Below are 18494 nucleotides of genomic sequence, written 5' to 3'. Positions count from 1 at the left end.
GGTAGTTCCCGGTGCAAGGGGCCGGGGTGATGGGGAGCCGTCCCCATCGCCCCGGCCGGGCGACCGTGCAACGATGAAGACCAGCACTTCACGGCGCGGCGCGAACCACGTACCGCGAAGGTCACCGGGGGAACACATGACTTTTTACGGCGCCGACGTCAGCCAGCTGCGCGCCCTGGCTAAAGCGGTCGACCAGGCCGCCGCCCTGCTGGGCAACAGGTCCACCTCGCTGCACAGCCAGATCCAGGCGGCGCCGTGGAAGGGCACTGACGGTGAGCGTTTCCGCCAGGACTGGACCGGCAGCCACCGCCCCAGCCTGGAACGGGTGGTTGCCAGCCTCCGGGCCAACTCCAAAATCCTGCGCCAGCACGCCGATGAGCAGGACCAGGCCTCAACATCGGGCGGCGGTGGCGAAAGTGGCGGTGGTGGCGGCGGAACCTGGGACCGGATCACGTCCTTTGCCGACCAGGCCAAGGAGTGGCTGAAGGAGCAGGCGGCCAAGGCAGAGGCCGCCGCCGAGCACCGCCGTGAGCTGGAGTCCGGTCTGGCGTCGATGCTGAAGGCAAGCCCGGAGGAGCAGGCCGCGTGGTGGGCGTCCCTTTCCGCCGAGGACCGGCAGTACCTGATCGAAGGGGAGGGTGCGGACGGCCCCTTTGCCGAGGACCTGATGCGCATGGACGGCGGCATCCCCGCCGCCGCCCAGGAACAGGCCAAGGAACACCTCCAGGACCTCGCCAAGGCCGACATCCCCGTCTACTCCGAAACCGGCAGCGCGTCCATCGAAGCGCGGGTGGCGTGGGTCCACGGCGGCGCTGAAGTGGGAACGGAAGTGGTGGAGAATGCCGACGGGTCCGCCACCATGAAGGTTTACGGCAACATGGGCCTGGGCGTTAATGACCCCTCCGGTGCCGCCGGGGTGACGCTGAACGGTGAGGTGTCCCGCGAGTACACGTTCGGCAGCGTGGAGGAAGCCATGGCGGCCCGCGAACAGATGTACCGCGACCTTCCCCCGGACAGTGTGGGCGACATCAAGGACGTCGCTTCCAACCCGCCCGGGTACATCCTGGACACCATCAACGATTCCGCCGACGACAACGGCTCCACCGGCCAGACCGACAAGGCCAAGGGGACCCTGTCCCTCTCCGCCGAGGGTGAGGCCGGCGCCGCCTCCGGGTCTGTCCAGCTGGACCTGGCGTATGAACGGAACCTTTCCGACGGCACGGCCGCCGCCACCGCCGAGGTGACGGCCCAGGGCAAGCTTGACCTGGACGGCCGCGTGTTTGAGGCCTCCGGCACGGGCGGGCTGCAGGTCAACATGGACAAGGACAGCAACATCGAGTCCGTGTCCGTTTCCCTGGACGGCACCGTGGCCCAGGGTGTGGTGGCCGGCGGGGACGTGGAGGCAGCCAAGGTGGAGTCCTCCGTGACGGTGGGAACGCAGGGCACCGTGAAGATCGACGTGGACTATTCCGGCGACAACCGTGCGGTGGTGGACAGCTACCTGCGCAACGTCGCACTGGGCAACGACACCGCTGCGGCAGCCGACGCGGCCAGGCTCTACGAGGCCGGTTCCGCCACTGTCCAGGTCAACAACGTGGTGACAGCCTCCACCGAGGCCGGCATCGACGTGAAGGTGGGCGAGGTGGAGGTCAAGACCGAAAGCCAGGCCACCACCAACGTCTCCACGTACTATAAAGTCCCCAATGACACCACGCTTGAGAGGCTGTGACCATGTCCGTGCACATTGAATCGCCGCTGGGTTTCACGGCAGAGTTCCCGCCGCACACCCAACCGCTGGACGACTCCACCGCCGGTCCGGACACCGAACAGTACGGCCTGGCCAACGGGGTCCTGGTGACGGTCATCAAGGATGACACGTCCGTGCAGGGCGCACCGCAGGCCAACGGCTGGGCCCACCTGATGGCTGATTTTTACCTCGAGGACCGGGCCGGGACCCAGCTGGCCGAGGGCGAACTGAACCTGCCCGGCAAAGCCGCGTACGCCGTCGTTGTTGGGTATAACGACGCCGGCGGGAACGGAAAGGTGGCCGCCACCGTGGGCCTGTGGGAGAGTGGGCGCTTCCTGGGGGTTGTGGTGGTCTGGCCCTACCTCGATGCCGGCGTGGAGCCCCGGCTGGACATGCTCAAGGAGATTGTCGCCGGAATCCGGGTCAGCTGAGCCGGCGCCGGTAACAGAGGTCGAAGATCAGCCGGCCGGCCTCGTGCGCCTTGGCCTCGAAGCTGGTGCGGACCCGGCCTTCGAAGCGGGGCGCCCAGCCACCGGTTTCGTCGATGCCTTCGTTGGGGCCGGTGTGTTCGGTGCTGACCGGTGCCCGGCCCTCACGGACCGGGGCGCCGCCCACCAGGGATTCGACGCCGGACTGCCACACCTGGGTCAGCGGGCTCTCGGGGCCGCGGCGCTGGCCGGTGTGCAGGTTCTCGAAGTCCACGGAATCCGCCAGGACGTCCCGGACGTGCACGGCGTAGTTCGACCAGTCGGTGGCAATGCGCCACAGCCCGCCCGGTTTGAGCGCCCGGGCGGCCAGGTCCGCAAATTCGGGCTGGATCAGGCGGCGTTTGTGGTGCCGGGACTTATGCCAGGGGTCCGGGAAAAACACCCACAGTTCGCTGACGGACCCTGCCGGCAGCATGGTGGCCAGGACCTCGGGAGCGTTGGCCTCCACCACGCGGACGTTCTTCAGGCCGCGGCTGTTGATTTTGATGATGGTGTTGGCCAAGCCGGGGGTGTACACCTCAACGGCCAGGAAGTCGGTGTCCGGGTTTTCCTCTGCGGCGTGGCAGATGGCATCGCCCAGCCCTGAGCCGATTTCCACAATCAATGGAGCGGTGCGGCCAAACTCCGCCTGCGCGTCGAACGTGTAGTCCGGGTGGACCGACGTGTTGGCGATGTGCCGGGGCACATCCACGGCCCAACGCTCCGCGTGCTCCTCCCAGGCTGCCTGCCGGCGGCCCTGCAGGCGAGTGCCGCGGCGCACAAAGCTGACCGGCCGGCCGCCGTAGGTGCCGAACGAGGCCTGGGTCCCGGGCGTCACGGGCCGGGGGACATGCGGCTGCTGGGGGGATTCTGGGGATTCACTCATCCCCTCCAGAATAACTCCCGGGCACCCCGGAGCGGTTTCCGGCGGCGGCCACGCAGCCTGTAAGAATGGGCGGGTGAGCGAAGCAGCAGCCCGTGCCGCGGGCCGGCCCCGGACCGGCACCGGCGGCGATGCCCCGCCCGCCAGCAGGCGGCAGGCCATCTACCTGGGTGTGTGCCTGGTGCTGATCGGGCTGAACCTGCGCACCGTGTTCTCCAGCTTCTCCGCAATCCTGCCGGAAATCACCGCGCAGGCAGCACTCCCCGGCTGGGCGGTGGTGGTCCTGACCACCGTGCCGGTCACGCTGCTGGGGGTGTTTGCGCCGCTGGCGCCCGTACTGGCCCGCCGGTTCGGGCCGGAGCGGGTGCTGCTCGGCGCCATGGCGGTCCTCACCGCGGGGCTCCTGCTGCGACCGGCCGGCGGACCCGGGACCAGTGGACCCGGGGCCGGACACCTGCCCGCCCTCCTCGCCGGCACCGCGGCCTGCGGCGCCGCGATCGCCCTGTGCAACGTGCTCCTGCCGGGGCTGGTGAAACGGGACTTTCCGCACCGGCTGGGCCTGATGGGCGGGCTGTACACCACGGCCATCTGCGCGTCCGCAGCCCTCGGCGCCGGCTTCACCTACCCCGTGTACACGGCCACAGGGGAGTGGACCGTGGCGCTGTGGGCCTGGGCGGTGCCGGCCGCCGTCGTCCTTCTCCTCTTCCTGCCCGCCGCCCTCCGCAGCCGGCCGGCCCGGCTGCGGGTCCACAGCGGGGGCGCCAACGTGTGGCGGTCCCCGGTGGCCTGGCAGGTCACGCTGTTTATGGTGCTGCAGGCGATGATGTCCTTCAGTGTCTTCGCCTGGCTGGCGCCCATCCTCCGCGAGCGCGGCGTGGACGGTGCCACAGCCGGGCTGATGGTCTCCGTCAGTATCGGCCTGCAGATGCTGGGCTCCCTGTTCGCCCCGGCCCTGGCCGCGCGGTTCCGGGACCAGCGGGCCATCAACACGGTGGTGGCGCTGATGACCGGCGGCGGGTTCGCGCTGAGTATCTTCGGCCCGCTGGACCTGGTGTGGGCCTGGGCCGGCTTGCTGGGGCTGGGGCAGGGCAGCCTCACCGCCGTCGCGTTGACCATGATCATGCTCCGCACCCGCGATGGCCACACCGCAGCCCACCTGTCCGGCATGATGCAGGGCGTGGGCTATGGGCTTGGCTCCACCGGAACGCTGCTGGTGGGCCAACTCCATCAGGCCACCGGCTCTTTCACTGCCGCTGGCATCATGTTCCTGCTGGTGGGCGCGCTCGCAGCGGTATTCGGCTACCGCGCCGGCATCCGCCGCTACGTGGACTGATGCGGGCGGGCCGCGCCGGGGCTGCGCCACCTGACCGGCCCGTCGCCGTCGCCCGCCAATGCGTCCCCCGGGTTCTGCAGCTGGCAGGATTTCAGGCTGAGGCAACCGCAGCCGATGCAGCCGTCCAGATCGTGCCGGAGGTGTTCCAGCGCCGCGATGCGGGCATCCAGCTCGGACCGCCACAGCCGGGACAGCCGTTCCCAGTCGCGTTTGGTGGGGGTGCGGCTCTCCGGCAGGGACTCCAGCGCAGCCAGGATGTCCTTCAACGGAATCCCCACGCGCTGCGACACCCGGATGAACGCCACCCGCCGCAGGGTGTCCCGCCGGTAGCGCCGCTGGTTTCCGGCCGTCCGTTCGGAACTGACCAGCCCGTTGCGTTCATAGAAATGCAGGGCCGACGCCGAGACGCCGCTGCGGCGCGACACCTCGCCGACGCCCAGGAGCTGGTGCGCCGTTGCCGCCTCATGTGCCATGCTTCCCCCAAACCCGTTGCCGCCCGCAGGCAGGCACCCGCTGCGCTTTTGACCTCAACCTTGGTTGAGGTCTTAGCGTAGCCTCCATGACCACCGAACAGGCCCAACCCGTGCTCGAAAAACCGCAAGACCCCGCCAGCCCGGGAATCCTCCAGCGCCCGCACGTGTGGGTCACCATCGGCGCCTGCGCACTGGTGTTCCTGAGCGCCTTCGAGTCCCTGGCGGTGACCACTATCATGCCGCTGGTCAGCCGGGAACTGGACGGCGCCGCCCTGTACGCCCTGGCCTTCGCAGGGCCACTGGCCACCGGCGTCATGGGAATGGTGGCCGCCGGAAACTGGTCCGACCGCAGGGGCCCTACAGCCCCGCTCTACCTCTCCGTGGCCATGTTTGTGGTGGGGCTGCTGATCGCCGGGACTGCCCTCACCATGCCGGTCCTGGTGGCCGGCCGGCTGGTGCAGGGCCTGGGCGGCGGCGCCATCACGGTGGCGCTTTACGTGATGGTGGCGCGGGTGTACCCGGCGGCGCTGCACCCCAGGATCTTTGCCGCATTCTCCGCGGCCTGGGTGATCCCGTCCCTGGTGGGTCCCTTCGCCGCCGGTGTGGTGGCGAGCGCCCTGAGCTGGCACTGGGTGTTCCTGGGCGTGGTGTTCCTGGTGGTCCCCGCCCTGGCCATGCTGGTCCCGGCCCTCCGCGGGATGGGCCGGCACGAACCTGCCGGGTCCGTGCTGCCGCCTTGGGAATTCGGGCGGCTGGCCTGGGCGGCGCTGGCAGCGCTGGCCGTGCTCGGGTTGAACCTGTCCGCAGGGGTCCGGGTGGACGGCTTTGCCGCGGCGCCCGTCCTGTTAGCAGCAGCGGCAGTCGCCGTGGCCCTGGTGGCGGTCCGCCCGCTGGTTCCCGGCGGGACCCTTCGGGCGCGCCGCGGGCTGCCCAGCGTCATCCTGGTCCGGGGCCTGGTTTCCGCTGCGTTCTTCGGCACCGAGGTGTACCTGCCCTACCTGCTGATCGAGCGGTACGGCTTTTCACCGCAGTTCGCCGGGCTGACGTTGACCGTTGGCGCGCTGGCCTGGGCGGGGGCTTCCACCGTGCAGGGCAGGCTTGGGGAGCGGCTGGCCCACCGCACGGCCATCCGGATTGGCTCCGCAGCCGTGTTTGGCGCAGTGGTGGTGGCGCTGGTGACCACGTGGCTGGACTGGCCGGCGGCTGTGGCCATTGCCGGTTGGGTGTTTGCCGGAGCGGGAATGGGGCTGGTGTATCCGCGGCTCAGCGTCCTCACCCTGGCGTTGTCCACCAAAGCGACCCAGGGCTTCAACAGCTCCGCGATGAGCATCGCCGACTCGTTGGGCGGGGCCCTGGCCCTGGCGGCCACGGCAATCATCTTCACCGGGTTGGCGGCGATGGGCGGCAGCTTTGTGGGCGTGTTTGGGCTGGCGGCCCTGCTGGCGGCCATTGCCGTGGTGGTGGCGCCCCGGATCCCCGCGGCGGACCGGCCGGCGCGGAAGGCAGCACGGGTTCGGTAGGGGGCTTTCCCGGGCTGGGATCCGAGCCGGAGTCCGGGTCCTGCTGCTGGCCGCCGGCTATAGCAGCCGGGTGGCGCGCAGCACCACGTCGGCGATGGTGAACTCCTGGCCCTCAGGTCCGGTGATGGGACGGTCGCGGGTGGTGAGCACCTCGATCTGCCACTCCGCGGCATCCAGCGACAGCTCCCTGGCCAGGTCCTCGCAGGTGTAGAACATTCCGTCGTGGGTGTGGGCGCCGCCCCACGGGGGCAGTTTGTCCGGGTGGTGCCCCACCACCAGCAGTGTGCCGCCCGGCTTGACCGCGGCAGCGGCTGCCCGCAGCGGGACCTGCCAGGCCAGGTCCTGGGAGTGCAGGAACTGGGAGGTGACCAGCTCGTACTGGCCCTCCGGCTGCCAATGGGCCAGATCCGCCTGCTGCCAGGCGATCCGGCCCGCAATGCCTTCGTCGGTGGCCTTTTTATGGGCGGCTGCGGCGTGCGCCTGCGCGCGTTCCAGTGCCACGGCGGACACGTCGACGGCGGTTACGTGCCAGCCCTGGTGTGCCAGCCAGATGGCGTCCGCACCTTCCCCGGCGCCAAGGTCCAGGGCTTTCCCGGGCCGCAGGCTGCCGGCCTCACGGACCAGTTGGGGATTGGGTTTACCGGACCAGACCTGCGCCTTGGAACGGTACCGTTCGTCCCATTCGGCGGCCGTGGCCCCGGTGCCGATCACTTCGGCGGAGGTCCCGGCGTCGTGCGTTCCCTGCTGGTGCGCCGCGTGTTCGCTCATGCCTCAAGCCTGCCCCGCGGCGCCCCCAAAGGCAACGCCCGGACCAGCTTTGGCGCCCTGCCTCCACAACGGGTTTTACGGCCCTTGCCAGCGGCCCGGAGGCGCGTTCCGGAAGGGTCGCGGGCGGGGGATGCTAGACTGGAGGAACTTGATGTGCAGTGATGCCCACTTTCTCCCCTGAAATCCCCTGCGGATGCCGCGGAGTCCCGGAACCGGGAAGTGGGTTTTTTCATGTGAGAGGCACATCCTGCGTCGATGAACGCGTTCCATTTGGTCCCGGCCGGCTGCCCTTTTATGCAGCGGCCCGGTTGATCACCTGACTTTTCTTCGGCGAACCCCTGGTCCAACCGGCGCCGGGGGCCGATATCCGCCTGGATACCGCCTGAAAGACCGTATAAATACATGACTACTTTCGCTGCCCTCGGAACTCCCAAGGCACTTGCAGACACCCTTACCGCGCAGGGAATTGTTGAGCCGTTCCCCATCCAGGTCAAGACCCTTCCGGACACGCTGTCCGGACGAGACGTCCTGGGCCGCGGCCGGACCGGCTCCGGTAAAACCATCGCTTTCGCCATCCCGCTTGTAGCACGACTCGCTGAGCGGGAAGCCAAGCACTTCCGCAAGCCCGGCCGCCCCATGGGCCTGGTCCTTGCACCCACCCGTGAGCTGGCCACCCAGATCAACGCCACCATCGAGCCGCTGGCCAAGGCTGCCGGCCTGAACACCACCGTGATCTACGGCGGCATCTCCCAGGCCCGGCAGGAAAAGGCGCTGCGCGCCGGCGTCGACATTGTCATCGCCTGCCCGGGCCGGCTGGAGGACCTCATCCGCCAGCGCATCCTTACCCTTGAGGCCGTGGAAATCACCGTCCTCGACGAGGCCGACCACATGGCTGACCTGGGCTTCCTGCCCGTGGTCAAGAAGCTCATGGACATGACCCCCACCCAGGGCCAGCGCCTGCTCTTCTCCGCAACCCTGGACAACGGCGTCGACAAAATTGTCCAGCGTTACCTGTCCAACCCGCTCACGCACTCCGTGGACGATCCGCAGGCAGCGGTGACCACCATGGAACACCACGTCCTGGTGGTCAACGACCAGACCGTGAAGAAGCAGCTGATCGTTGAGCTCGCGTCCGGTGCAGGCCGCCGCGTCCTCTTTATGCGCACCAAGCACCACGCCCGCAAGCTGGCCAAGACCCTCACGGACGCCGGCATTCCCGCCGTCGACCTGCACGGCAACCTGTCGCAGAACGCCCGCGACCGCAACCTTGCCGAATTCTCCTCCGGTGATGTCCGCGTCCTGGTCGCCACCGACGTCGCAGCCCGCGGCGTGCACGTGGACGACGTCGAGCTGGTCATCCACGTGGACCCGCCCACCGAGCACAAGGCGTACCTGCACCGCTCGGGCCGTACCGCCCGCGCTGGTTCCGACGGAACGGTTGTCACGCTGACCCTCCCGGAGCAGCAGTCCGATGTCAAGAAGCTGATGAAGGCCGCCGGAGTTGAGGTCAACTTCGAGCGCGTCACCGCCAACTCACCCCTGGTGGCCGAGCTCGTGGGCGAAATGGCCGACAAGATCGATCCGCGGACCCGTGCGGCCCTGCTGGCCAAAAAGGCTGCGCAGCAGGGCGGCGGCACCTCCACCGGTGCCAACGCCGAGCGCAAGCGCGCACGCCGCCAGGCTGCACCCACCACAGGCGGCCGCGGCGGCCGTGGCGGACGCGGCAAGGTTTCGGCTGAGCCGGTCCGTTCCGACGTTCCCCGCGCTGAGCGCCGGGCCGTGGCTTTCGAAGGCCGCACCGAAGCACGCGCCGCTTTCGACCGCGTCAGCGAGCAGAACGAGGACCGCGCCGTCGCGGCAGCTGCGGCCCGCCGCAACGCCCGGGGCCGCGGCACCACTGCCAGCACCCACCGCAACGACGTCCCCGCGGCAGGTGGCCGTGCAGCGGCTGGCCGCGGTTCGGACGGCCGCACGGACTCACGCGTCACCCGCAGTGAGGCTCCCCGTGGCGGCACCGGCCGGCCGGCTTCCTCCGGTGGCCAGCGCAGCGGCCGTCCCGCCACCGGCCAGCGTGCCGGTGCTCCTGCCGGTGCCCGCACCGGTGGCCAGCGTTCGGCGGCAGGCTCCGCCAACGCCGGCTCGGCCGGCAACAAGGCTGTCTGGTCCTCCAACACCGGCGGCACCTCCGGCGGCTCCTACGGTGGCGGCAAGGATGGCGCAGGCAAGGGCGGTTCCGGCCGTCCCGCACGCGGCGGCCCCCGCCGTGCGTCAGCTCCGGCCTCCAACGAGCGCCGCAGCCGCTAAGGGTTTCTGACCTGGTCCAGGTGCCCCGCACCGCCGTTCACCACGGCAGTGCGGGGCACTTGGTGTTTAAGGGGCTTACCAGCCGCGGGCGCGCCATTCGGGCAGGCTGGGCCGCTCGGCACCGAGCGTGGTGGGCTTGCCATGGCCGGGATGGACGACGGCGGAATCAGGGTAGGCGTCGAACAGCCGCTCGGTCACGTCCCCCAGCAGCTGGCCAAACCGTGCGGGGTCCGTGTGGGTGTTGCCCACGCCGCCGGGGAACAGCGAGTCACCCGAGAAGATGTGGGCGGGCCCGTCGGGGTCCTCGTAGACAAATGCGATGGAACCGGCGGTGTGGCCGCGCAGGTGCACCGCGGTGAGGTCGAAGCCGTCGAAGTTGCCCACGTCCCCGTTCGCCAGGAGGACATCGACGGGGACCGGCAGTTCCGGGGCGTCGTCAGTTCCGGCCGCCGTCCTTGCGCCTGTTTTCGCGACGAGTCCCGCCAGCGCCCGGACGTGGTCCCAGTGCCGGTGTGTGGTGGCAATAAGTTCCAGCCGGGGTTCCGCGGAAGTATCCGCTGCCGCGTCCTGCAGCAACCCCTGGATGGCCGGAAGGTCGTCGGCGGCGTCGATCAGCACCTGCGCGCCCGTAGCCTTCGCGGTCAGCAGGTACACGTTGTTGTCCACCTCGCCCACGGAGATCCGGCGGATGGTCAGGGCGGGCAGGTCGTACTCGAGTGAATCCATGGGCCCAGTCTAGGGATGCCCCGTGCCTGGCGCAGCTACACCCGCGGCAGGTTGGACGACGCCACAACAGTGCCCGCCGCGTTCCTGATCTGCAGGGCCGCCACATCCCCGCGCAGCACCGCTGCGTTCATCCTGCAGGTGACCGTTTGGGCGGCCCCCAGGAAGGTGCCGGAATCCAGCTCCCGGCCGTCGGTCCGGACCAGCACCACTTCGAAGGATTCCCCCACGGGGAGCCCGTCGATGGCCAGGACCGTCTCCGTTCCCCAGGTGTGCGCCACCAGCGAAGCGTCAAAGGAGGTCCCGGCCGGGCTGCCCGAAAGCTGCACCCCCTCAATGGCACCGAGGGTTCCCGGCGGTCCGGTGGGTGGTGCCTGCTGGAAGGTGGCGAGCGTCGAACCGCCCAACCCGCCGATGACCAGCAGGGCTGCCGCCGCTGCCGCGAGCAGGGGCACGCGGTAACGGCGCCCGCCACTGGTTGGTGGGCCGCCGTCGCGCGCCCTCAAAACGTGTTGCTGCCCGTCGTGCGCCCGGCTGGACTCCCGCTGCGCGGTACCTACGGCCTGCGGCGTGTTGCCGGCCGGCACTCCGGGCTGTACCCCCGGCGTGCCGGTGATTTCCGCCGTAGACACCTCCGCCGTAGACACCTCAGCAGTGGTCGCCTCCACCGCGGCCTCCGGCGTGGAAAGTTCCCGGGACAACGCGTCCATTTTTCCGGCGAGGCTGGCCGGAACCTGGTGCTCGGTCCAATCGATGCCGGATTCCGCGAGGCGGTGGTTGAGGCCCTCCAGCGCCTCGAGCTCGCGCAGCAGGGCCGGGTTGGCGGCACAGGCAGCGTCGAGTTCCCTGCGTTCGGCGGCACTGAGGCCGCCGGCGAGGGCCGCAGCCATCAGTTCATCCTCGCGTGACGGCTGGTTCATCACTGTCCCTCCTCCTCATCGCCGATGGCCCTTCGCAGGGCCTTGAGTCCGTAATACATGCGGGTACGCAGCGTTGCCGCCGGCACTCCGGTGCGCTGCTCGAGCTCCGCGTAGGACATTCCGTTGAGCTGCACGGAAACAATCACGTCGCGGTGCTCCTGGCTGATGATGGCCAGGCCGCTTTGGAGCACCACCCTGTCCTCGATGGCGGACGCTCCGGTTTGGGGCGCTGCGGCCAGGTCCATCCGGGCATCCGGGACGGGAACGGGCCGCCGTTCGCGGGCCCGCAGCTCGTCGATGATGACGTTCCGGGCGATGGCAAACAACCAGGTCCGTTCCGTGCCCTTGGCGGGTTCGTACCGGTCCCTGGCCCGCCACGCCCGCACAAAAGTTTCCTGGACACACTCCTCAGCGGCGGCAGGGTCCCTGATGCAGTTGACCGCAAAACCGTACAGCGCGCTGCCATGCTCGGCAAAGGCGTCCCGTACGTTGAATGCGTCCATGGCGGGCCCGGACGGGGCCATCCACCTCTCGTCGGTCATGATCTGTCGCATCGTCGTCCGTCCGCAGGCCAGGTTGTTCTGCAGGGAATACGGTGCCGGGAGGTCCGGCGTTCACTGCCGAGGCAAGGAATCGCTGCGGTGCCGGTCCAGAAAACTTTCTTCGGCTGCCGGTGAACGCCCGCAGCCATTGGCGAGTATACCTTTTCACGCAGCCCGACCTCCGGGACTGCCTGCAGAGCAAAGGGACACGATGAACACGTTGGCCAAAAAACGGATTGCTGCATTCACGGGAACCGCGGGGGCTATGGCACTGGCTGCTGTTGTGGCGGCGGCTCCTGCCTCCGCTGAAACAACAGTTGACCGGCCTGATTCCTTCACCAGCATGTACACGGTCCAGGCCCTGCCGGAGAACGTGGTGGGACCGGATGGTGCGCCGGCGCCGGGGCAGCCGGGAGCGTGGGGCACCTTCAACTTCATGATCAATTCGGACTTGGACGTGATCTGCTACGACATCAGCCTGACCGGTGTCACCGGTCCGTACCAAAGCGCCGCCAAGACAGCCACGCATATCCACCAGGCCGTCCAGGGCAAAAACGGTCCGCCGCGGATTGCGTTCCCCAACCCGGTGGGCGACGGCAACTCCACCAGCTCAGGCTGCCTTAAAGGCCCCTTCACCACGGGCATCAAGGCTGACAACGGAGCGGATACCGGAGAGGGCTTCACTCTCAAGCAGCTGGAAGCCAACCCGTCCGGGTTCTCCGCCGACACCCACACGGCAGCGTTCGTCCCCGGCGCGGTCCGCGGGCAGTTGGCAGTGATGCCGGTGGGTGGCGTGGACACCGGAGTCGCCGCCGCCGCCGCTCCCGCCCAGCCGGCAGTGGCTGTCACGCTGGCGGCCGGGACCGTAGGCGTTGCGGCGCTGGGAACGTTCCTGCTGGTCAGGGCGCGGAACCGGACCAGCTAAAGCAGCAGGCTGCCCCGGGGATGGCCGGCATTGGGGGCCGGCCATCCCTCGCGGGTGCTAGATACCCAGGTCCATGGTGGTGGAGTAGATCTTCTTGGCAGGCGCGGCCGCCAGGATCTCACCGAGACTGCTGGCGCCTTCGGGCGTGGTGCGCCAGGCAGCGTAGTCGCTGTGGTCCTGGGTGGTGGCCCACTTCTCCACCACAAGGATGTGGCCCGGATCGGCATCGTCCACCAGGGCCTCGATCCCCTCATTACCCGGCCAGGCGCGTGTCGCTGCCAGCGTTTCGCTGAGGAACCGTGGGGCGTCCGCCAGCCGGTCAGGAGCGATCCGGACTTCAAAATGAACAATCGTGGACATGTATTTCCTTCGGTTCGGTGCCCCGGCCGGTGATGCCGGCCCGTCAAAGATGCAACGGGGCAGGATGCGGTTTTCTTCCGTTGCGGAACATTCTGCCGGGCAGCCTTGCCCGTGACAGGTTTCATAAAAGTCGGCCCTTTGGTGGTGGCGTTGATAGCGTCGAAAGTGAGCGAGACCCACCATGACGCGGGCTGACTGATTGCGGAGCGCCCCGACGAGCCACGCAAACCCCGCCGTCCACACCAGCCTCAAAACTGAAATGGGACCCATTGAGCCAGAATTCGCAACCGCCCGCGCACGCCGCGGGACCCTCATCCGAAGAAACGCAGCAATCTCCTGCCGCCAACGCCGCGCCCGCCGCCGAAGCCAAAACCAGAGTCAACAAAACAGTCTTTTTTGGCTCCGCCATCGGCGTGGTGGCCATCGCACTGTGGGCCATCCTCGCCAAAGACAACGCAGACGCAGTGATCGGCTCCATGGTGGGCTGGGTGTCGACCAACATGGGCTGGTACTACTTCCTGATCGTCACCGCAGTGGTCGTTTTTGTCCTGGTGGCGGCACTGTCGCGGGTCGGGAAAACGAAGCTGGGCCCGGACCACTCCAAACCGCAGTTCGGGATGTTCACGTGGGCGGCCATGCTGTTCGCGGCGGGCATCGGCATCGACCTGATGTTCTTCTCGGTCTCCGAACCTGTCAGCCAGTACCTGGCCCCGCCGCAGGGCGAGGGCGGCACGGCTGAGGCGGCACGCCAGGCCCTGGTTTGGACGCTGTTCCATTACGGCATCACCGGCTGGGCGCTGTATGCACTGATGGGCCTGGCCCTTGGCTACTTCTCCTACCGCCACAACCTGCCCCTCAGCATCCGCTCCGCGTTGTACCCGATCTTTGGCAAGAAGATTGAGGGGCCCATCGGGCACGCCGTGGATATTGCTGCCCTGCTGGGCACCATCTTCGGCATCGCGACGTCCCTGGGTATCGGCGTCGTCCAGCTCAACTACGGGCTGAACTTTATGTTCGGAATCCCCGAAAACCTGGCGATGCAGATCGGCCTGATCGCACTGTCGGTGGTGATGGCCACCGTTTCCGTGGTGTCCGGCGTCGAAAAGGGCATCCGGCGGCTGTCCGAACTGAACGTGATCCTGGCCGTCTGCCTGATGCTGTTCGTCCTGGTCACCGGCAAAACCAGCTTCCTGCTGGACGGGATCGTCCAGAACGTCGGCGACGTGATGAGCCGGTTCCCCGCCATGACCCTCGATACCTTCGCCTACGACAGGCCCACGGACTGGATGAACGCCTGGACACTGTTCTTCTGGGCCTGGTGGATCGCCTGGGCACCGTTTGTTGGCCTGTTCCTGGCCCGCATCTCCCGCGGGCGCACCATCCGCCAGTTTGTCCTGGGCACCATGACCGTGCCCTTCATCTTCGTCGTCCTCTGGATCTCCATCTTCGGAAACTCCAGCCTGGACCTGATCATGAACGGCAACCTGGCCTTCGGCCAGGACGCCATGAGCCACCCGGAACGCGGCTTCTACAGCCTGCTGGCCCAGTACCCGGCAGTTCCGGTGACGGCCGCCGTCGCCACTTTCACGGGCCTGCTGTTCTACGTGACCTCCGCGGACTCCGGCGCCCTGGTGATGTCCAACTTCACGTCGCACCTGAAGGACGCGGACTCGGACGGCCCCGAATGGATGCGGGTGTTCTGGGCCGTTGCCACCGGCCTGCTGACCCTGGCCATGCTGACAGTGGGCGGTGTCACCACGCTGCAGAACGCCACAATTGTGATGGGCCTGCCGCTGTCCTTGCTGCTGGTGCTGATCATGCTGGGGTTGTACAAGGCGCTGAGGGTGGAAAACTCGCTCAACGACAGCTACCGCGCCAGCCTGCCCGGCATCATCACGGGGCGCTCCCTGGACCAGCGCGGCGGCCGGACCTGGCGGCAGCGGCTCACGCGGGCCATGAGCTACCCCGGGCGCAGGCAGACCACACGCTTCGCGGAGGCAGTGGCCATCCCGGCGCTGCAGGACGTCGAGGCCGAACTGAAGGCGCAGGGCGCGGAAACGGCTTTGACGGTGGCCACCGTGGAGGCCTGTGGCATCCAAAGCATCGACCTGCAGCTGGCCATGGGGGAGGAGCGGACGTTCAAGTACCAGATCTATCCGGTCCAGTACGAAACCCCCAGCTACGCCACCCGCCGCGCCGACCCGGACGACCACTACTACCGCATGGAGGTGTTTTCCCTGGAGGGCAGCCACGGCTACGACCTTATGGGCTACACCAAGGAACAGGTCATCACCGATGTCCTGGACCACTACGAGCAACACCTTGAATTCCTGCACCTGAACCGCGCAGCACCGGGCAACACGGTGCTCGTGGAGGATCAGGTCGCTAAAGACAACTGGGAATCAGACTTCGAAACGCAGGAGGAAACAAAATGAGCACCGAGACGCTATACATCGGCGGCACCTGGACCGCAGCATCCGACGGCGGCACCCGGGACATCCATTGCCCGGCCGACGGCGAATTGGTTGGCACAGTCTCCGAAGGCACCGCAGCGGATTCCACCCGCGCCGTGGAGGCTGCCCGGGCAGCCTTCGACTCAGGCGAATGGGCCGCCAAGTCGCCGCTGGAGCGCGGCACGTTCCTGATCAACGTGGCCAACCGGCTGCGGGAACGCAAGGACGAGTTCGCCCGCGCGGAAACGCTGGACACCGGCAAGCGCCTGGTGGAAAGCGAAATCGACATGGACGATATCGCCAACTGCTTCGAATACTTCGGCAAGCTCGCGGGCCAGGATTCGGGCCGGATGGTCGACGCCGGCAGCCCCATGGTGGTCAGCCGGATCGAGTACGAGCCCGTTGGCGTCTGCTCGCTGATCGCCCCCTGGAACTACCCGCTCCTGCAGGCTTCCTGGAAGATCGCCCCCGCCCTGGCCGCTGGCTGCAGCTTTGTCCTCAAGCCCAGCGAACTGACCCCGCACACCGCCATCCTGATGGTGGACGTGCTGCAGGAGCTGGGCCTGCCCGCCGGGGTGGCCAACCTGATCCTCGGCGCCGGCAAAACCGTGGGCACCGTCCTTTCCAGCCACCCGGACGTGGACCTGGTCTCCTTCACCGGCGGCCTGGAAACAGGGAAAACCATTGCCGCCTCCGCGGCCGGATCGGTGAAGAAGGTAGCGCTGGAACTGGGCGGCAAAAACCCGAACATCGTGTTTGCGGACGCCGATTTCGACGCCGCCCTGGACAACGCGCTCAACGCGGCCTTTGTACACTCCGGCCAGGTCTGCTCCGCCGGGGCCCGCCTGATCGTGGAGGAATCCATCGCCGAAAAGTTTGTGACGGAGCTGGTGCGCCGGGCGGAACTCATCCGCCTGGGTGGCCCGTTTGATCCGGACGCCGAAACGGGTCCGCTGATCTCCGCAGCCCACCGCGACAAGGTCACCGCCTACGTGGACAAGGGCATCGCTGAAGGCGCCCGCCTGCGCTGCGGCGGCACCTGGGGCACCGGGGACCTGGAAAAGGGCTTCTACTACCTGCCCACCATCCTCGACCAGGTCAAGAGCGGCATGTCCGTGGTGGTGGATGAGGCCTTCGGGCCCGTGGTCACCGTGGAAACCTTCAGCACCGAAGCGGAAGCCGTGCAGATCGGCAACGACACCCACTATGGGCTGGCCGGGGCCGTCTGGTCCCAGGACGCCGGGAAAACCCAGCGGGTGGCCCGGGCACTGCGCCACGGCACCATCTGGATCAACGACTTCCACCCCTATTTGCCGCAGGCCGAATGGGGCGGCTTCGGCCAGTCCGGAGTGGGCCGCGAGCTGGGCCCCACCGGCCTTGCCGAGTACCAGGAAGCCAAGCACATCTACCAGAACACCGACCCGCAGGTCACCGGCTGGTTCGCTGACCACGCCGCCGCTACAGAGGGGAACTGAGATATTGAGCTCCGCAGTAAAGACTGACTTCGACTACATCGTGATCGGTGGCGGATCCGCCGGCGCCGCTGTTGCGTCCCGCCTCAGCGAGGACCCCGCGCTGGAGGTTGCCCTGGTGGAAGCCGGCCCGGACGACCGGGACCTGCCCGAAATCCTGCAGCTGGACCGCTGGATGGAGCTGCTCGAATCCGGCTACGACTGGGACTACCCCATCGAGGAGCAGGAAAACGGCAACTCCTTTATGCGCCACGCCCGCGCCAAAGTGATGGGCGGCTGTTCAAGCCATAACTCCTGCATCGCCTTCTGGGCGCCCCGCGAAGACATCGACGACTGGGAGCAGAGGTTCGGTGCCACCGGCTGGAACTCGGACCTGGCGTACCGGCTGTACAAGCAGCTGGAGACCAACGAAGACGCCGGCCCCGACGCACCGCACCACGGCGACAGCGGACCCGTGCACCTGATGAACGTCCCGGCGTCGGACCCCACCGGCCGTGCCCTCCTGGACGCCTGCGAACAGTCCGGGATTCCCAAGGTCCACTTCAACACCGGCGAGACGGTGATCAACGGTGCCGGGTTCTTCCAGATCAACCGGCAGGCTGACGGCACCCGGGCGTCGTCGTCCGTGTCCTACATCCACCCCATCATGGACCGGGCCAACTTCACGCTGCTGACCGGGCTGCGCGCCAAGGAGCTGACGTTCGACGCTGGCAACCGGTGCACGGGAGTGGCAGTGGTGGATAACGCGTTCGCCAAAACCCACCAGCTCACTGCGCGCGCCGAGGTGGTTGTTTCCACGGGCGCCATCGATTCGCCCAAGCTGCTGATGCTCTCCGGGATCGGGCCGGCCGCCCAGCTGGCGGAGTTCGGCATCCCCGTCCGGGTGGACTCGCCCGGTGTGGGCGAGCACCTGCAGGACCACCCCGAGGGTGTCATCCAGTGGGAAGCCAAACAGCCCATGACGGAAACCTCCACCCAGTGGTGGGAAGCGGGCATCTTCACGCCCACGGAGGAGGGCCTGGACCGTCCCGACCTGATGTTCCACTACGGGTCCGTCCCGTTCGACATGCACACGCTCCGGCAGGGGTTTCCCACCACCGAGAACGGCTTCTGCCTCACTCCCAACGTCACCCACGCGCGCTCCCGCGGCACGGTCAAGCTCCGCAGCCGGGACTTCCGCGACAAACCCAGGGTTGACCCGCGCTACTTCACCGATCCCGAGGGACACGACATGCGCGTGATGATCGCCGGCATCCGCAAGGCCCGCGAGATTGCTTCCCAGCCCGCGTTGGCGGAGTGGGTGGGCACCGAGCTGTACCCCGGCTCCGCCATCCAGACGGATGAGCAGATCGCCGGCTACATCCGCGCCACCCACAACACGGTGTACCATCCGGCCGGCACCGTGCGGATGGGGGCGCCGGAGGATGGGATGTCGCCGCTGGATCCCGAACTGCGGGTCAAGGGCGTCACCGGGCTCCGGGTCGCGGACGCTTCGGTGATGCCGGAACTGACCACGGTCAACCCCAACATCACCACCATGATGATCGGTGAGCGGTGCGCCGAGCTGGTCCGCGGGGCCCGGACGGCCTGACCGTGCGTTGACC

16 protein-coding genes are annotated in these 18494 nt (G+C 68.0%); 9 read left to right on the top strand and 7 right to left on the bottom strand.

The window, feature by feature from the left end; all coding sequences use genetic code 11:
• Positions 1 to 136: 136 nt before the first annotated feature.
• Together ASF72_RS00555 and ASF72_RS00550 are read left to right on the top strand one after the other, a co-directional pair.
• The gene (locus ASF72_RS00555; protein ID WP_056595592.1) at positions 137 to 1729 is read left to right on the top strand and encodes a WXG100 family type VII secretion target; all 1593 of its coding nucleotides are present in this window, start codon (positions 137 to 139) and stop codon (positions 1727 to 1729) included.
• 2 nt (positions 1730 to 1731) lie between these two features.
• Positions 1732 to 2178, top strand: coding sequence for a hypothetical protein (locus ASF72_RS00550; protein ID WP_056595589.1), 447 nt, complete (start codon positions 1732 to 1734; stop codon positions 2176 to 2178).
• On the opposite strand, the gene trmB is transcribed toward ASF72_RS00550, so the two are convergent.
• Positions 2171 to 3100 (bottom strand): tRNA (guanosine(46)-N7)-methyltransferase TrmB, encoded by a 930-nt coding sequence (gene trmB, locus ASF72_RS00545; protein ID WP_056595822.1) that lies wholly within the window; start codon positions 3098 to 3100, stop codon positions 2171 to 2173. The genes ASF72_RS00550 and trmB overlap by 8 nt on opposite strands.
• A gap of 73 nt (positions 3101 to 3173) precedes the next feature.
• On the opposite strand from trmB, the gene ASF72_RS00540 reads away from it, so the two are divergent.
• Positions 3174 to 4430: an MFS transporter gene (locus ASF72_RS00540; protein WP_082178335.1), complete on the top strand. Its 1257-nt coding sequence runs from the start codon at positions 3174 to 3176 to the stop codon at positions 4428 to 4430.
• Here ASF72_RS00540 and soxR read toward each other — a convergent pair.
• Complete coding sequence (gene soxR / locus ASF72_RS00535; protein WP_050686393.1) at positions 4418 to 4903, bottom strand: redox-sensitive transcriptional activator SoxR; 486 nt, start codon at positions 4901 to 4903, stop codon at positions 4418 to 4420. The genes ASF72_RS00540 and soxR overlap by 13 nt on opposite strands.
• An 86-nt stretch (positions 4904 to 4989) precedes the next feature.
• Here soxR and ASF72_RS00530 point away from each other — a divergent pair, with 86 nt between their 5' ends.
• Positions 4990 to 6423, top strand: a complete 1434-nt coding sequence (locus ASF72_RS00530) for an MFS transporter (protein ID WP_056595586.1) — start codon at positions 4990 to 4992, stop codon at positions 6421 to 6423.
• Between the two features lie 57 nt (positions 6424 to 6480).
• Here ASF72_RS00530 and ASF72_RS00525 read toward each other — a convergent pair whose 3' ends face one another.
• Positions 6481 to 7191 (bottom strand): SAM-dependent methyltransferase, encoded by a 711-nt coding sequence (locus tag ASF72_RS00525; protein WP_056595583.1) that lies wholly within the window; start codon positions 7189 to 7191, stop codon positions 6481 to 6483.
• Between the two features lie 402 nt (positions 7192 to 7593).
• Between ASF72_RS00525 and ASF72_RS00520 the strand changes: the two genes are divergently transcribed.
• On the top strand, positions 7594 to 9495 hold the full coding sequence (locus ASF72_RS00520; protein ID WP_050686399.1) for a DEAD/DEAH box helicase: 1902 nt from the start codon (positions 7594 to 7596) through the stop codon (positions 9493 to 9495).
• 75 nt (positions 9496 to 9570) lie between these two features.
• Here ASF72_RS00520 and ASF72_RS00515 read toward each other — a convergent pair whose 3' ends face one another.
• Genes ASF72_RS00515 through ASF72_RS00505 form a run of 3 tightly spaced genes read right to left on the bottom strand, consistent with a single transcriptional unit; the run spans position 9571 to position 11680 of the window.
• Positions 9571 to 10221, bottom strand: coding sequence for an MBL fold metallo-hydrolase (locus ASF72_RS00515; protein ID WP_050686400.1), 651 nt, complete (start codon positions 10219 to 10221; stop codon positions 9571 to 9573).
• Between the two features lie 35 nt (positions 10222 to 10256).
• Positions 10257 to 11138: a hypothetical protein gene (locus ASF72_RS00510; RefSeq protein WP_056595580.1), complete on the bottom strand. Its 882-nt coding sequence runs from the start codon at positions 11136 to 11138 to the stop codon at positions 10257 to 10259.
• Entirely contained in the window at positions 11138 to 11680 is a 543-nt protein-coding gene (locus ASF72_RS00505) for an RNA polymerase sigma factor (protein ID WP_235504621.1), read from the bottom strand. The genes ASF72_RS00510 and ASF72_RS00505 overlap by 1 nt, the downstream gene beginning before the upstream one ends.
• Before the next feature lie 265 nt (positions 11681 to 11945).
• Here ASF72_RS00505 and ASF72_RS00500 point away from each other — a divergent pair, with 265 nt between their 5' ends.
• Complete coding sequence (locus ASF72_RS00500; protein WP_056595819.1) at positions 11946 to 12605, top strand: CHRD domain-containing protein; 660 nt, start codon at positions 11946 to 11948, stop codon at positions 12603 to 12605.
• Between the two features lie 57 nt (positions 12606 to 12662).
• On the opposite strand, the gene ASF72_RS00495 is transcribed toward ASF72_RS00500, so the two are convergent.
• A complete protein-coding gene (locus ASF72_RS00495) occupies positions 12663 to 12965 on the bottom strand; it encodes a putative quinol monooxygenase (protein WP_056595574.1) in 303 nt (100 codons plus the stop codon).
• 269 nt (positions 12966 to 13234) lie between these two features.
• Here ASF72_RS00495 and betT point away from each other — a divergent pair, with 269 nt between their 5' ends.
• From betT to ASF72_RS00480, 3 genes are read left to right on the top strand one after another with little or no spacing between them, the layout of a single operon-like run.
• Positions 13235 to 15400 carry a choline BCCT transporter BetT gene (betT, locus tag ASF72_RS00490; RefSeq protein WP_056595571.1) on the top strand — a complete coding sequence of 722 codons (2166 nt, stop codon included), beginning with the start codon at positions 13235 to 13237 and terminating at the stop codon, positions 15398 to 15400.
• Entirely contained in the window at positions 15397 to 16893 is a 1497-nt protein-coding gene (locus tag ASF72_RS00485) for an aldehyde dehydrogenase family protein (RefSeq protein WP_056595568.1), read from the top strand. Before betT ends, ASF72_RS00485 begins: the two co-directional genes overlap by 4 nt.
• A gap of 4 nt (positions 16894 to 16897) precedes the next feature.
• Positions 16898 to 18481, top strand: coding sequence for a GMC family oxidoreductase (locus ASF72_RS00480; RefSeq protein WP_056595565.1), 1584 nt, complete (start codon positions 16898 to 16900; stop codon positions 18479 to 18481).
• The last annotated feature ends 13 nt before the right edge of the window (positions 18482 to 18494 follow it).

This window comes from Arthrobacter sp. Leaf141 (genome assembly GCF_001424565.1).
In the GTDB taxonomy this organism is placed as follows: domain Bacteria; phylum Actinomycetota; class Actinomycetes; order Actinomycetales; family Micrococcaceae; genus Arthrobacter.
Note: the sequence above shows the minus strand (reverse complement) of the source record. Positions and strands in the feature narration are given on the sequence as shown.